This is a genomic window from Candidatus Zixiibacteriota bacterium (genome assembly GCA_026397505.1).
GTDB lineage: Bacteria > Zixibacteria > MSB-5A5 > GN15 > PGXB01 > JAPLUR01.
Genome location: JAPLUR010000035.1, coordinates 1 through 16,609 on the forward strand (window position 1 = coordinate 1; position 16,609 = coordinate 16,609).

A 16,609-nucleotide genomic window follows, 5' to 3' on the forward strand; every position below is an offset into this window, starting at 1 on the left:
TACCGCGCTGCCGATGTCGCTGCTGGAGGCGATCGATCCCCGCCTTAACACCCGCTTTCTGGATAATTATATCGGGCTGCCGATAGACCTGAGTCGGGCCACCTTCATTTGTGCGGTCAAAGCGCTTGATGGTATTCCCGAAATGCTCAGTCATCGCTTTGAAATAATCGAGCTGCCCGGCTACATAGAAAAGGAGAAGATACTTATTGCCCGCAAGTATATCATCCCTAACGTCCTCAGGAAGCATGGCCTTCACAAAAAAGATATTACTTTCAGCGATAAGGGATTGAAAATAATCATTCGCAGCTACACGCTCGAGGCGGGGCTGCTATATTTCCGCCGCCAGATAGAGCGGATCTGCCGCCATGTGGCCAAGGAAAAAGCCAGCCGGGTGCGGAAGGTCTGGATGGTCGACGAAAAAACCGCCGAGAATTTTCTGGGCACCCCGCAGTATATCCCGGAAAAGCCGGAGAAAAAATCCGAAATCGGGGTGGCGATCGGCCTCGCCTGGACCGGCCTGGGCGGCGATTTGATGATAATCGAAGGATTGCGGATGAAAGGGAGCGGTAATGTTATCACCACCGGTTCGCTGGGCGAGGTGATGAAAGAATCAATCCAGGCCGCCCACAGCTATGTCCGCTCCAAGGCCGATGTGCTCGGCATCGACCACAACGATTTTGATAATTTTGACATCCATATCCATTTTCCCTCTGGAGCCATTCCCAAGGATGGCCCCTCGGCCGGGGTGACTGTGTCGCTGGTGATTGCATCGGTTATGGCGGAGCGGCCGATCCGCCATGATATCGCCATGACCGGCGAGGTGACGTTGCGGGGAAGAGTTCTGCCGGTGGGTGGAATTAAAGAAAAAATCTCCGCCGCCTATCGGGCGGGAATCCCGAAAATTATTATTCCTCGCGAAAATAAGAAGGATCTCAAAGACCTCCCGGATGATATTATTAAAAAGACGAAGTTTGTCTTTATTGATACGGTTGATGAGGTCTTTGAAAAGGGGCTCCTCGATTTCATGCCATCCAGCTACACCCTCGAAAAAATCTTTGCCCAGGAGCTGGAGCGGGCCAAGAGTCGCAAAATGGCCGTCCAGGCTAGGAACAGCGCCAGCCGCGAAATCAAAAAGAAATAGGCCATAAATTCCCACCATTTTTGTCTTGACAGCCTCCGGGTTCTCAGGGTATATTATATTTAAGAGCAAAATACTTCCTTGGTGTGGAAGGGTGATCTTCTTCGGGATCATCAAACTTAGCAAATATACAAATGTTGCATCATCTGCTGGCAAACCAAAGTTTACTTTAGGAGCATAACATGGTTAAAAGGATCTTTACCATTGTTGCACTGCTTATGGTCCTGGGGCTTCCTGCCCTGCATGCCCAGGATCCCGGTATCCCCGATACCCTGTATATTGACTCGGTTAAGGTCTATCAGGGTAATAAGGCGGCCGTGAATGTCAATTTTTATAATGATGAACCGCTGGCTGCAATTGAAATTCCTCTTCAATATTCCAGCCCGGATATTACGCTGGATTCCATTTCATTTGTCGGTTCGCGGATTGCTTACGTGGCCAATAAACTCGTGTCCATCAACGCCGCCAATCAGCAATTTGTCGTGGCGGTGATTGTTATCATGGAAGCGAATATCGCGCCGGGACGGGGTCTGGCATTCAAAGCTCATTTCAATATACCGAGCGGTATCCCCAATCAGAAGGTAATTATTGATTCAATGTTTTATCCCCCTTCATCGGTCTTGAGTTTCGTTGACAGCGCCACCAACGAATTGATCACCCCGGTTCTGAAGCGGGGAATAATCATAGTCGGTGATTATACGCCCCCGCCCGTAATCGGCGTCAGTCCTGACTCTTTCTATTTTGAGGGCATTGCCGGGAGTCCGCCCCCCAGTCCGCAAATTCTTAAAATAACTAATCTCGGCGAAGGACAATTGCGCTGGACAACCAGCAAGAAATCGACCTGGCTCAATATTCTACCCCCTTACGGCATTGCCCCTTCCAATGTACAAATTTACGCCAACATCATTGGTTTGCCGATTGGGACCTATTATGATACTGTTGTCGTTTCCGATACTAATGCCACCAACGATCCTGTGCTGATTCCAGTCAAGCTGAAAGTAAAGCAACCGCCGCCGACAATTTCGCTTACTCCGACTTCCTTCAATTTCAGCGCCGTCGCCGGTTCATCGAATCCGCCATCGCAGATTCTGACGATTAAGAACACCGGCCAGAGTGTCCTGCACTGGACGACGGCCGGGAAATCCAGTTGGCTCTCTCTGAATCCCCTCTCCGGAACCGATTCGGGGGCGGTCACTCTCTCGGTCGATATCACCGGTCTTAGCTATGGATTCTACTATGACACAATTACGGTTTCCGATACCAATGCGAGTAATAATCCCCAGATAGCTGTCGTCCGTCTGGAGGTTGCCTCCGACCTGCCGATAATGGCCGTCGACTCCGATTTTATCCTCGTTGTCGTCGATCTCGGTAATCCTTACCCCCCCGACCGGAGCTTCAATATTTTCAATGCCGGCGGAGGATCGATGACTTTTTCGGTCTCCGAGAATTCGCCCCGAATACTCAGCCTTACCCCAGCTTCCGGAACGGTGCCGCAGTCGGTAACGGCCAGTTTCAAAACCCTTACCGGCGGCTATCACGGCCTGAATGTTTATGACACCGTTACAATTACCTCTCTGGAGGCCATTAATTCGCCTCTGTATGTCGTCTTTCAATTTCATTATGTGAATAGTCCGGCTCGTATCGTCCTGAACCAGGATTCCATTGTTGCCAATTATTATGAATGCGGCGATGGCACCGGAACCCCCCCGCCGTTGCCCCAGTTTGGGATATTCAACTATGGTACCGATCCCATGGCGGTTAGCCTGACCTGGAAATCATCCTGGCTGAAACCCAATCACGATTTTACCGGAACCCCCGCGTTAATTACGCTGAATTTTGTGCACCAGGGATTTACCGTCGGAACTTATTACGATACTATTGTCATCAGCGCCGTTAACGCCATAAATAGCCCGGTCAGACTGCCGGTGGCCATGCATATTCTTCCGACCGCTACGGCTCCCTTTATTGTGCTGTCGTACAATGACACGGTCTTTCTCACGGCTCAAGAAGAACGGTTGGGGAAGGACTACTTCATTGATGTGAATAATGCTAATCCCGGTTGCATGCCCTGGTCGGTGCAGGAAAATATCGGTTGGCTTTATTTCAGTATTGATTCCAGCAATAACTATAAATATCCATGGACAGTCCAGTTCAGCCCGTTTGCCGAAGGCCTTACCATAGGCACATATAATGACCACTGTCAGATTGTCTCTCCCACCGCTTCCAATTCCCCCTTAAATATTAATTTTAAGCTCCAGGTCTGGAAATTCTATGGCGATGTTAATTATGATGGGATCCTCAATATCCTTGATATCTCCTATTTCATCAGATACTTATATAAGAATGGACCCCCTCCGAAACCCGAATTGCGGGTGGGTGACTGCAACTGCGATTTTCGCGTAAATGTTGCCGATATTGGGGAGCTGATTTATTATCTCTACATTAATCACAATCCATTATGCGGGAATCCCTATTAATTGCTATAAACTCAAATAATCTGCACGAAATTGCCGTTCTATATTCAGGGACGGCAATTTTTTTGGCTGTCTTGAATTGCATCGTTTTTATATGATGAATAATATCGACAATAAGGCTACGGAGAAATCCCGGATTAATATAACTGGATTAATATAACTGCTTGACATTCCGATAAATAGCAGTATTATGAAACTGTTACCGCAGATTGCTTTTGTGAAGAACCGCATGAACATTTCAACCGATTGACAGAGAAGAGTTCTATGTTGAGAAAAACCATAATCGCCACCCTTTTATTTGTCTCTTTCACCACGGTCGCCATTGAATCTTTAGCACAGATACCGTACATCGATTCCGCGGCAGCCCAAAATCTCACCCCCTCGGAAATGCATCGGATTATGGGTGAAGCCAAGGCCGAGCGCCTGGCACGATTCCGAGCGGCCGTGGCGATGAAACCCGCGCTGATATACAACCAGACCGAATTCGATGTCGGATATTATAGAATCGAATTGAAAGTTGACGTTCCCAGTCAGATACTTTATGGAAATGTGAAGATGACCGCCAAATCGCTGGTTAACAACCTCGATACGATCTCGCTGGATTTCGATGCCACTATGACCGTCGACTCAGTTTTTATGCCGGGCGGTCAATTGAGCTTCACTCATGCCGGCTATGGCCTGACCATTATTCTGGATAAGAACTATAGTCTGGATGAGGTTTTCTCTCTTTCAGTCGCCTATCATGGCCATCCGGCGGGCGGCGGTTTTCAGGCATTCTCTTTTTCCCAGCGTAACGGCTATCCCATTGTTTCCTCGCTTTCGGAACCATATCTGGCCCGCACCTGGTGGCCCTGCAAGGACCGTCCCGACGATAAAGCTGATTCCCTTGATATCTTCGTCACCTGCGACACGGCTCTTTACTGCGCCTCCAACGGCAAGTTGATCGACACCACGCGCAACGGCGACGGCACCTGGACTTTTTCTTATCAAGTCAGATATCCTATTACTACCTATCTCTTTTCGGTCGCCATCTCCAAATATACGGTCTGGCGCGATTGGTACTACCATGGAACAAACGACTCGATGGAAATCGTTCACCATGTTTATCCCGACCTGTATGCCAATTCTCTGACCCACTGGAATATCACCCCCTATGCCATCGGTGTCTTTGCCGGCCTTTTCGGAGAATACCCTTTTATTAATGAAAAATACGGTCATGCCAATTTCCAGTGGGGGGGAGGAATGGAGCATCAGACGGTCACCTCTATGGTCGGCGACTGGTTCGGTTTTTATGAACCGACTGTGGTACATGAATTGTCCCATCAGTGGTGGGGGGATATGATCACCTGCAATAACTGGCATGACATCTGGCTCAACGAGGGCTTTGCCTCCTATAGCGAGGCTTTGTACTATGAAGTCAAAGAAGGCAAGAGCAGTTACGACAGCTACATGGTCGGCCTGGATTTCACCGGTGAAGGGACTATCTATGTCTATGATACGACTAACGTAGATAATATATTCGGCTGGATTGTATATGATAAAGGGGCTTGGGTCTTGCATATGCTGCGTCACATCGTCGGCGATGCCACATTCTTCAACATCATGCAGACATATTACGGCAGTGTTTACCAGTGGCGCGATGTTACCAGCCAGCAGTTCAAGGAATTGTGCGAATCGGTTTCGGGCAAGGATTTGGATTATTTCTTCGATGAATGGCTTTATGGCACCTTCCGGCCGAAATATTGGTGGTCGTTCAAGACCGAACAGGATCCCTCCGATGGCAAGTATTGGGTTTATTTACCTCTGGAGCAAGTCCAGACCACGCCGCCTCAGGTCTTTTCGATGCCGGTGGATATTCGTTTCACCTTCAGCGGCAGCAGCGATACAAGCACAACCGTCATCTTCAACGATACACGCAGGAAATTCTATTTCTTCAAGACCGACCGCCAGGTGAATGACATCGCCCTTGACCCCGGCAACTGGATTCTGAAGAATAATTATAAGTTGAGTTGGACATATCATCTTATTCCTTTTCCGCTCGATACAGGCACTCAGGATATGTCTTACCAGGATTCAATAATTATCCGCGGTGGTTCGGGGAGCAACAAGTATACAATTCGTTCCGGTGCCCTGCCTTCCGGACTGCATCTCGATACGTTGACCGGAGTGATATCGGGAACTCCTTTTGACTATGGTGAATATGACTTCATGATCAGGGCAAATGACATGATGGGCAGTTACAAGGATTCGGTCGATTATCATCTTACGGTGAAACCGGTGGCCGGATTGGCCGGTGATGTCAACAACAGCGGCATTCGCAATATTCAGGATATTACCTTCCTGATTAACTTCCTGTATAAGGGTGGGGCACAACCGCCGCTTCCTGCTTTAGCCGATCCCAATCGGGACTGTCTCATGAATATTCAGGACGTGACTTTTCTGATCAACTATCTTTATAAACAGGGACCGGCCCCGCAGTTGGGCTGTGCTCCCATGTAATTTCTTGAGGATAACAGGACAGCCGTCCCGACCGGCTGTCCTGCCGCCCTGACCTCAGACTCCCTGAAATTTCCGGCCGGGAAAATTCCCGTAATTATTGATTTGCTTCTGGAATCATAATGCTTATCTTTTCCCTGTTGGAGCTTTTACCTGCCCCCGGCTCTATGGCCGACAGAGGATCGAAAATTGAGTGTCAGAAGCTACAAAATATTGACCTTCGGCTGCCAGATGAATCTGGCCGATTCCGGTTCGCTGGCAACGATACTGAACTCTTACGGATATTATCCGGCGCAAACGGAGGAGGAAGCCGAGCTTCTTATCCTCAACACCTGTTCGGTCCGTGAGCGCGCCGAGGAACGAATTTTCGGTCGCCTGGGGGAATTGAGCGCCTGGAAAAAAGCCGCTTCCACCCGCAAAATTGCCGTCGTCGGTTGCATGGCGCAGCGACTGGGGCCGAGAATTCTGGAACGAGCCCCTCAAATCGATTTGGTCCTCGGAACCGACCGGATGTTTGAGCTTCCGGCCTACCTTGCCAACGGCTCTTCCGGCGTCAATATCCATACCGAATTCGGTCACGAGCAGTTGGGCGACCTCCTGCCGGCCCGGGATAATCCCTACACCGCTTTTGTCACCATTTCACGCGGCTGCGGCAATTATTGCACCTATTGCATCGTGCCGTACGTCCGCGGCGAGGAACGGTCTTACCCGTCCATACGGATTATCGGGCAGATAAAGGCGCTGGTCGATGACGGCGTGCTCGAGATTATGCTCCTCGGCCAAAATGTCAATTCCTACCGCGATAACGGCCACGACTTTGCCGATCTCCTCCGCCGTATCGCCTCGGAGACGGAAATAAGGCGCATCCGCTTCATGACCTCCCACCCCAAGGACCTTTCCGACCGTCTGATCAATGTCATCGCTTCGGAACCGAAAATGATGGCCCATCTGCATCTGCCTTTGCAGTCCGGCTCCGATAGAATTCTGGAAAGAATGGGACGCGGCTATTCCTATGGTCACTATCGCCGTCTGGTCGACAAATTGAAAACCGCCCTGCCCGATATTTCTCTCACCACCGACCTGATTGTCGGATTTCCCTCGGAAACAGAAGCTGAATATGAAATGACCCTTGCGGCGGTCGAGGAAATCTCCTTTGATTCGGCCTTCATGTTCCGCTATTCCCCCCGTGAGGGAACCACGGCGGCTCAATTCGAGGATGATGTTCCCGAGGCGGAGAAAATCCGACGGCTGACAAAGCTGATAAGTCTTCAGAAAAAAGTCTCTTTCGAAAGAAATCAGCGGGAACTGGGGCAGATTCGAGCCGTGCTGGTCGATGGCGTATCACGCCGGGACAAGAATGTCCTCAAAGGGAAAACGGAAGGCAATAAGACTATCCTTTTTGAGGGCGCCGTATCCGATATCGGCTCCATCTGCCGAGTACAAATCACCGCCGCCGACAGCTGGACCTTACACGGGGAAGTGATCGAAAAATGCTGAATCAATTCATCGCCATCGGTTATCTGATCGTCCTGTTGCTGCTGGGGATTTTCCTTCTTTATCGACTGAGAATAGGGAAGACCGAAGAGGCCGGCGGCTCCGGTTTCATCTACGCCGGTCTGATTCTCATTTTCCTCTCGACCCTGATCAATCTTCTACAACAGCAGGCCGGATATCCCGAATGGTTTTTAACCGGGACATATCCTTATATTGCCGTCGCCAAATTTCTTTCTCTGATTGTCGGCCTGATTCTGCTGGTGGCCGGCCTCGCTCTCTATTTCAGCTATTGGAGCGAGCGCGACCGGGAAGTGGCTAACCATCTGGCCAAATTAAAACTTCTTGATTCGCTCCAGCAGGAAAGCCGCTATCCGTTCCCCATGGGTGAACTACTCGAGCGGGCGTTGCGCACCCTGATGGCCGGGCTGGAGGAAGAGGCCGGCGCCATTTTCCTTCTTAATCGCGCACAGCGGCAATTCGTGTTGACCTCATCGGCCGGGCTGACCCGAGAGGAAGTCTCGTTGCTCGAATATTATCCTTACGGCCGCAATATTGTCACTCAATCCATCGAGGATGAAACGCCCCTCATCTCTGCAGATTTCCGCAGTCTCGGTGGAAAAGCGCAACTGGCCGCTTCGCGCTTTCATTCCATACTGGTGATTCCGCTGGTATCGGGCAAGAACAAGCTGGGCGCAATTCTTTTCTTCTCCCAGGATGAACGGCGCTATTCCCGCGAATATATTTCCGTCATTGCCCCGGTCGCCGACTGGCTAACCGAAAAGGTCGAGGCCACCCGATTGGGACGGGAGTTGGGCAAAGCGCAGCGTGAACTGGAAATAAGGGCTTCGCGGCTGGAAGAGTTTTCAAAAAAACTGGAGAACATCATTGAAAGAACCGGCGAACTACCTACTCCGGCTGTTTTTGCCCGGAGGTGTCTGGGGATGGCCGGCGCCGATGAGGTCTGGCTCCTGGGTCTGGTCGATGGATATCTGCGGATTCATGGCGGCACCGCAGAGAAACCGGATTTCTCCGATAGCTTCAAGACAGCTCTGGTCAATGCCATTCCCCGTAACAAGGCGGTCATCTTAAATCAGGAAGGGACAGACCAATCCGGAAACTCTTATATTGCCCGCTCTTCGCTGCTGCTCCCCGCCGACAATCATGGCAATGTTTTGCTGCTCAGAAATAATGAGGGTCCCTCAAACTACACCGGCGATGATTTGAAGGTTCTCGGAATCGCGGCCTCCGTAGCCGGAATGGTCATCAGCCATGCCGGTACCGAATCTATCTCCGATTCACGGCGCCAGGGCCTGGATCTGATTGGAAGAGTCTGGAAACTTAAACTCACCTCGCCTCAATTGGAAAAAGAGCTGAAGCCTTTTCTCGAGGAAATGCCGGCCATTCTTCCCCCTGATTCGATTCTCCTTCTGTACCGCCGTCAAGAGGAACAGCTTAAGGTTGCTATTTGCAGTCAATCAGATCTCAGCCTTGAAGAGCTTTCCATTTCTCCGGGCGAGGGTTCAACCGGCCGTGTGGCTGTCACCAGAGGAGGTGAGCCGTCCCTGGGTGCCGCCGCCGTGGCCGAGAATCTCTCTTGCTATGATGAGGAAAACCGCAATGCCTTCAAGCTCCTTTTCGGCGACAGGCCCGCGCCCGTCTTTCAAGCCGACTATCAGATTGTCATCGGCGATCAGTCCGATTATGTCATGACCGTATTCTGTTTCCAGGGAACACCTGCCGAAAATACGGAAAGGCACCGTCTGATTTCCGTGCTCGTGGCGCTGATGAACCTGAAAATCGAAATCACCCTGGTCGGGCGGCCGGCCGGTGAGATCGCTCCCGAAAGCGTTTTCGGTTCGCTCACGCCGCTCCAGATAAACGAATTGAATAATGAACTGGCCGCCATCTCCGGCTATTGCCAGATGGCCCGCCGTGACCCCAATCTGCCCGGCGAAACTTCCAACCTGCTCGGCTCCATTCTAAAGACAACCGAGGAAATGGCGGTCAAAATCAGAGAATTCTTCTCGGCCCCCGGCGTGGGAAAAGAATTAATTGACAAATCTGTCGATATTAATCATTCCATCCGGGAATCTTTTCGCCAGGGCCATATTTCCGACAATCTCTATATGATCGGCGGACGGCCGTTTGAAGTAAATCTCAATCTCAAAGAAAATCTTGCCCTCGGTTTTGATCCGGGCGATTTCATTTCCTTCCTCGATATCGCCTGTCGGACTTTCACCGAAAATGTCGCCCAGGATGAAATAATAACCATCAGCACTTATATGCAGAAGGCACACGTCTATATCGACATCTCCCGGCATCGAAAAAACTTCCCGCCCGTTGAGCAGGTTTCCGGATTCGGCCGCTATATGCCGACCGGTGAAATCGAAGGGCCGCTCAAGCAGCGCGATTTTCTCGGCAAACTGACCGCGTTCTCGGGCGAATTCGCTTATGATAAGTACAGCCAGATCCCGTCATATTTTTCTTTCCGTTTCAAAAGGGAAATATCGGGAACGGGAGCCGCTGTGACCCCTGAAACGATGACCATTCTGGCCGTGGATGATCAGGTGGTAATTCTCGAGCTTTTGGCGGCCATGTGCCAATCGATGGGATACAAAATAATCACCGCCCGCAATGGGCGCGAAGGTTTGGACCTTTTTGAAACCCGCCGCCCCGATCTGGTTATCGCCGATCTGGCCATGCCCGGAATGTCCGGCATGGAGCTGGCCTCAAGAATCAAGTCCCTTTCATCGTCCACACCCGTGATTTTGATTACCGGCTGGGGGGTGTCGGTCGATGCCGACCGCATGAGCAAGGCCGGTATTGATCATATTCTGCATAAGCCGTTTCGCCTCGAGCAACTGGCGGATTTGATCTCCAAAGTGAAAATATCCGGTGTCAAAGGCTGACACCGGCATCAATTTTTTCCCCAAAATTCCGATAATCTGAGCAAACCTTATTCGCGAGCTGCAATACTATGCCCGATACCATAAAGGTCATAAAGCAGATAGAAGAAAACAATGAACTGCTGGCCCTTCCTGAATCAGTCTCAAAGATTCTGGAGTCGGCTGTTAATGACGATATCAGCATTAATTACCTCTCCGATATCATAAGCCGCGATCCCGCTCTTGCGGGACGCGTTCTGAAAATCGCCAACTCCCCCTTTTACGGGTTAAGCCATAGAATTGTCAGCCTTCACGAGGCGGTCATGGTTCTGGGATTGACTACCGTGAAGTGTCTGGTTCTCTCAGCCGCTTTATTTAATCGCGACCGATTTAAAAACGACCTGGCGATCGATATCCCCGCCCTCTACGGCAACATGATTTCGGTGGCCATAACCTGCCGCAAACTGGCGGTCGCCTGCGAATATCCGGCTCCCGAGGATGCCTTTACCTGCGGCCTTCTGCATGAAATCGGCCTGCTCTATTTCCTTCACCATTTTCCGCGTGAATATTGTGAAGTGCTCAGGAACGCGGCCCGATCAGACAATCTTCTCGAGGAAGAAAAAAAATTGTTCGAAATCACTCACTGTGAAGCGGGGAGTCTGCTGGCTCGCAGGTGGCGGCTGCCCGAGAATTTGGCTTCGGGGATTGCCCATCACCATTCCATCGGATCCAAAGAATCCGGGCAATTGGATGACATCGTCCGTCTGGCGGTAGCCTTCAATTCCGATATCATTTGCCGGAACTCCGCGAACATCGAAGATAAAATAACCCGGATATCGGTTATTTCGTCGCGCCTGCAAATCAGCAATCTGCAGCTCGATGACATTGCGGCGAGTATAGTCCGCGAAGCCGCCGCCTTCGCCCGATCGGTCGATATTGAAACGGAAGACTATGAAATCCTTCTGGCTCGCGCCAACCAGGAACTGTTCAGCACCTATCTGGCCGTTCAGCGTCTCTTCAAGGACCGCCAGGAATTGACCCGCAAGATTCTCGATGAGGAAAGAGAGAAAGGTTTGTTTGAGGCCAAGCAGGTCGCCATCTCCACCCTTTCTCACTATATCAACAACGCCGCCATGGCAATATCGGGCAATTCGCAGGTTATCAGAATGTCGCTGAAACGCAAGACGCCCGAGGAAATCGTGGCAATGCTGCCGCGTCTGCTCGATACCATCGATAGTGCCGTGCTCAAAATAACCGCCGTCCTCGAAGAACTCTCCGATTTGAACATGCTCGACGGCATTGAGTACTATGATCAATCCAGAATTCTGAATATCGATGACCGGATTAAAGTGCGCATGGAGAAAATGGATAGCTCCCACGGTCTGGTGCTCCCCAAAGAAGCAGAGATTACCCCCTGACATCCGATTATCGGCCGGCCCCGTCGCCTTCCAACATCTTCAAATATCCTGTTGTTTCGCTGATGAATAATTGTTATCCTTACCTTATGTTGGGTCGGTATCTGTCTAATTTTCCAATATGGATAGGGAGTTGATATGAAAATGTTTTCGGGCGCAAGTGACCTCAAGAGGATAAAAACCTCATCTCTGATTAAATTCTGTGACGAGAATGGCTATCGGAAAGATCCTCATCTGAAGGATCTTGATCGCATCCTGGGTGGCGCGATCAAAGAAGCTTATGATTCCGATGAATTTCTTGGAAAGCCGAATCAAACCCTGGTTCTGCACACTTCCGGCAGACTACCCGCCAAAAGAATCATTCTGGTCGGTCTGGGAAAGAAAAAAGAGATAAATCCGGATAATTATCGTCAGGCGGCCGGAACCATCTCGCGGCTTGCGGCGGTCAAAAGCTCTCGAACCGTGGCTTTCTTCTTTGGGGCCGACGGCGATGAGAAAGCAGTTTCTGCCGTTGTCGAGGGATTTCTTCTTGGCCGTTTTGACATGACTGATTATAAGACGGGAAAAAACAGGAAGAAGGATATTACGGAAACGATATCATTCATTGCCACGACCAGGACGCAGACCGCCGGCTTTGATAAAGCGATAAAACGTGGCCAGGTCATCAGCGAAGGAGTTATCCTGGCTCGGCGCCTGGCCGCTCATCCGGGGAATGTCATCACCCCGAAAAAATTTGCCGCCGAGGCGGTGGCGCTGACCCGCAAAAGCCGGATCAGATGTACCGTGCTCGACGAGCGAAAGATCAAGGCTGAGAAGATGTACGCCCTGTTGGCCGTGGGGCAGGGGTCGGAACAGCCGCCGCGCTTTGTCATCCTGCAATATCGCGGAGGCAAGGGCGCGGTGAAGCCGGTGGTTCTGGTCGGCAAGGGAATCACTTTTGATTCCGGCGGCATTTCGTTGAAACCGGCGGCCGATATGGATGAAATGAAAGGTGATATGACCGGCGGGGCGATCGTGCTTGCAACCGTTCTCACTGCGGCTCGTCTCAAACTCTCCATTAACCTGGTTGGCCTGATCCCGCTGGCGGAGAATATGCCTTCCGGCAAAGCCCTAAAGCCGGGCGATATCATCAAATCAAGAAAAGGAAAGACCATCGAAATCCTTAGCACCGATGCCGAGGGACGTCTGATTCTGGCTGACGCTCTCGATTATGCCAATAAGTTCAAGCCGCAGGCAGTGGTCGATATTGCCACTCTCACCGGCGCCGCCCTCTTTGTCCTGGGATACACGGCCGCTCCGATTCTGGGCAACAACAGCAAGCTTCTTGATGGCATCAAAATGGCCGCCGATAAAACAGCCGAAAAAGTCTGGGAATTACCGCTTTGGGATGAATATCGGGAGCTAATGAAATCCTCAATTGCCGACCTGAAAAACTCCGGCGGAAGGCCGGCCGGTACTATTACGGCCGCCGCTTTTCTCGAAAATTTCATCGGCGACTGGCCCTGGGCCCATATTGATATCGCCTATGTCGATGTTGAGAAAGGGGGCAAACCTTATATTCCCAAAGGGGCCACCGGAATAGGTGTCCGCCTGCTGGTCGAGCTTCTCTCCGATTGGAAAAAACTCTGACAATAAAAAAACCCGCCTTCCGGCGGGTTTTTTCTTAAAGGAAGATCCATATTACTTATCTGGTCTTTGACCAAGCCGGAGCCAAATTATTTCCGGGGGGCGCAATCTGCCTGAGACCGTTGCCGGTGATATCAATTATCCAGACCGAACCATCTCCGATGGCAAAAGTAAGCCACTTCGAATCGGGAGACCAGGAAAGAGGATAGGTTTGCAGGGTCTGCCCGGAAGAAGGCTTGTATACCAGGAATTTTTCGGTCAGGTCGGGTTTCACTATAAAAATCCCCTGATTGGCCATCTCCGTCTGAATTACGGCGATCCAGTTTCCATCCGGTGACCAGGCTGGCGCGGTTACTCCCGTCATGTATTTCGCCTTGGTTTTGATTTCCAGGTCGGACAGATTCTTTAGGAGATTCATCGGCGCCACGACCATTCCGACCGGCTTGGCTCCCTCTTTATGCAGTATGAAGGCACACTGGTTGTTGGGACCGAATGTCGGCATGGAGGCCAATCTGTCGGCAAGCTCTTTATCATAGGCCACTGTATCAGGCGAGCCGCCGACCGTATCCATCCTGCAGATCTGATAATTGGGCAGGATGGCATTGGCATATTGGGCATTTAGATCTTTAGTATAAGCAATCCGTTTTCCGTCCAGCTGCCATTCCGGGTGACGCCCCCCCAGCTCATCGGTGATGCGCCGCCAGAAATTCGTGTTGGTGTTGACCGAATCAAGATACGCAATGAAAATATCATAAACCTTGTGCTGGCCGCCGAGTCCGTCGGGCCCCTTCAGGTCAACCTGTCCTTTTCGGACAAAGGCGATCCGTTTACCATCCGGCGCCCAGGAAAGCCTGCCATCGGCATTCTGCGCGGTTACGACCTTCATTTGATTTCGTCCGTCCCACTCCATTACCCAGACATCGCCGTCACGAATATAAGCGATCCTGCCCAGCGGCACTCCGATCTGTCCCACCCGAGCCGGCGATAACTTGGCCGGCTGTGCCATAATCAGCACCGGGCAAAAGAATAATGCCGTCAGGATAACAATAATTACCTTTTTCAATGTTGTTCCTCTCGATTTATAACTCCAATTTATTGTCGGACTTCAAAATATGTCGAAACCGCCGCTTGTCAATGGCTAAATCACCAATGGAAAAACCTCTTGAGCTGAATCTGTGCGCGGGGTCCGGAAAAATCAAGGTTAACTCGATCATCATTCTTATCCGAATAGGTCAAATACAATTCCTCTCCCACATTGTTATACCCGTGGACATTCCTGAAGTTCAGGAAAATATAGGAAGCATCCACCCCGACCAGAAGTCCAAAGAAGCGAATAGGATAGTCCGCTCCGATAGAGACGGCAAAGCCCGGTGCGGAGCCTTTTATAGCCTGCGTATTTTGATCATATGTTTGAGTGGCCAGATTATAGGAACTGCTCCCCTGCCAGATATCCCAATTTGAGAAATAATATCCGCCCTCGAATCCCAGCCGCACCGCCAGCGAATTTATCATCCCCATCCTATCCGGCTGGTTGTAAATATAATAATCGAACCCGGCCTTAGCTCCGTAAATCTTGACCTCCGATACCAGGTCGAAATTGTTCTGAACGCCCAGAGGCTGCATGTCGAACTCAAAATCGCCTTGAGTCCGGGAGCCCATTTTAAGCCAGTAGTCAAAGCCGAGCCTGACGCCGACTCTGCGCGAGGCCATCATCCCAAAACTCGCTCCGAACTGTTTGGAACGCCAGATTCCCAGAAGCGGCCATTCCGGGCCACTGAGATTGGTAATGTTGGCGTTGGCATATTTATAGAAGCTGTTATAGGGATTCTCATTCGGCAATTTTCCGTAGGAAAAGGAGAAAGAAAAAAAGCCGACTTTGGCATTGCCCTGTACTTTCTGCTTCTTCTCGGTTTTCTTGAGGTACTGCGCAATGATTTCATCCTCGGTCTGCGAAAAAACCGGGGCGACCGCGGTAAGCAGAAATAATCCAGCCAACAGGGCTACGATTTTTCGGGTCATAGATCCTCCTTAAAAAATAATAATCTTCCCTGTAATTATCGGAAAGAAGGGGGGAATCTTTACCCAAAAGATGGCGTCTGATGATGGTTAATTGAAAGTTCTGCAAAAGGTTATCTAAATTGAGAGGAGAAGAAAAATAAAAGGGCAGGGGTTCTGAGTTTGCCCCAGAAGCACCGTGATCGGCGGATTCTCAAAGCCGTCGCTTGGTCCGCCCGCCACCGGCGGGTCGCCCCTACGAAGCATTTAAAGAAGGCGGCGGGACGGGCACAACAGAGGGCGCACCGTCCCCATAGTCGGTTTCGCAAAACCCTTCGGGATTTTGCGCTACAATATCTGCCAATTTTGGAGTTGTGTCGGTTCTTGCGCGAGATTTATTGAGCGTGTGAACCGACACCGCAATGTGGGGATATGCCGGGTCACATTCCCCCCGGCTTCGCCGAGGGAAACAAGACCCGGCCTAACATAGAAAGCCTACCGCGCACAACAAAAAGGGCGACCGCGAGGGGCGCCCCTACAAAGAATTCAAAGCCTAGTTACTTAGCTTCTTTTGCCTTTATTTTCGCAATGGCGTTTTCGATGATGTCACGGCCATGGGCGAGATTGTGTTTGATCAGAATGGTGCGAGCCTCTTCCAGATATTTCAGCGCCGCATCTAAGTCCCCCTTAGCCGAATAGATCAGCCCGATGTTCCCCAATTGATTCGCTTCATTTTGCCTATGACCTATTTCTTGAGCTATCTTTAAAGCATCTTGGTGATATTTCAGCGCCGCATCTAAGTCCCCCTTAGCCGAATAGATATTCCCGATGTTCCCCAAGGCCGACGCTTCACCCTGCTTATAACCGACTTCCCGATGTATCTTCACAGCCTCTTGGTGATATTTCAGCGCCGCATCTAAGTCCCCCTTAGCCTTATAGATCAGTCCGATGTTCCCCAAGTCCGACGCTTCACCCTGCTTATAACCTATATCCCTATCTATTTTTAAAGCCTCTTGCTGATATTTCAGCGCCGCATCTAAGTCCCCCTTAGCCTTATAGATCAGTCCGATGTTCCCCAAGTCCGAC

The 16,609-nt window shown here is 50.7% G+C and carries 10 protein-coding genes; 7 read left to right on the forward strand and 3 right to left on the reverse strand.

The window, feature by feature from the left end; all coding sequences use genetic code 11:
• The 7 genes from NT002_01910 to NT002_01940 form a co-directional block, all read left to right on the forward strand.
• The coding region (locus NT002_01910; GenBank protein ID MCX6828026.1) for a hypothetical protein at positions 1-1,141 on the forward strand (1,141 nt) is incomplete at its 5' end.
• A gap of 179 nt (positions 1,142-1,320) precedes the next feature.
• Complete coding sequence (locus NT002_01915; protein ID MCX6828027.1) at positions 1,321-3,615, forward strand: dockerin type I domain-containing protein; 2,295 nt, start codon at positions 1,321-1,323, stop codon at positions 3,613-3,615.
• Positions 3,616-3,876: 261 nt separating this feature from the next.
• A complete protein-coding gene (locus tag NT002_01920) occupies positions 3,877-6,111 on the forward strand; it encodes a M1 family aminopeptidase (GenBank protein ID MCX6828028.1) in 2,235 nt (744 codons plus the stop codon).
• Positions 6,112-6,297: 186 nt separating this feature from the next.
• On the forward strand, positions 6,298-7,605 hold the full coding sequence (gene miaB, locus NT002_01925) for a tRNA (N6-isopentenyl adenosine(37)-C2)-methylthiotransferase MiaB (protein ID MCX6828029.1): 1,308 nt from the start codon (positions 6,298-6,300) through the stop codon (positions 7,603-7,605).
• Complete coding sequence (locus NT002_01930) at positions 7,599-10,511, forward strand: response regulator (GenBank protein MCX6828030.1); 2,913 nt, start codon at positions 7,599-7,601, stop codon at positions 10,509-10,511. Before miaB ends, NT002_01930 begins: the two co-directional genes overlap by 7 nt.
• 68 nt (positions 10,512-10,579) lie before the next feature.
• Positions 10,580-11,905 carry an HDOD domain-containing protein gene (locus NT002_01935; protein ID MCX6828031.1) on the forward strand — a complete coding sequence of 442 codons (1,326 nt, stop codon included), beginning with the start codon at positions 10,580-10,582 and terminating at the stop codon, positions 11,903-11,905.
• Positions 11,906-12,040: 135 nt separating this feature from the next.
• Entirely contained in the window at positions 12,041-13,531 is a 1,491-nt protein-coding gene (locus tag NT002_01940) for a leucyl aminopeptidase (GenBank protein ID MCX6828032.1), read from the forward strand.
• 55 nt (positions 13,532-13,586) lie between these two features.
• Here the strand turns inward: NT002_01940 and NT002_01945 are convergent, their stop codons facing one another.
• The 3 genes from NT002_01945 to NT002_01955 form a co-directional block, all read right to left on the reverse strand.
• A complete protein-coding gene (locus tag NT002_01945; GenBank protein MCX6828033.1) occupies positions 13,587-14,591 on the reverse strand; it encodes a hypothetical protein in 1,005 nt (334 codons plus the stop codon).
• Between the two features lie 80 nt (positions 14,592-14,671).
• Positions 14,672-15,547, reverse strand: coding sequence for a hypothetical protein (locus tag NT002_01950; protein MCX6828034.1), 876 nt, complete (start codon positions 15,545-15,547; stop codon positions 14,672-14,674).
• A 533-nt stretch (positions 15,548-16,080) separates the two neighbouring features.
• Positions 16,081-16,609, reverse strand: a 529-nt coding sequence (locus NT002_01955; GenBank protein MCX6828035.1) for a tetratricopeptide repeat protein, incomplete at its 5' end; no start/stop codon positions are given.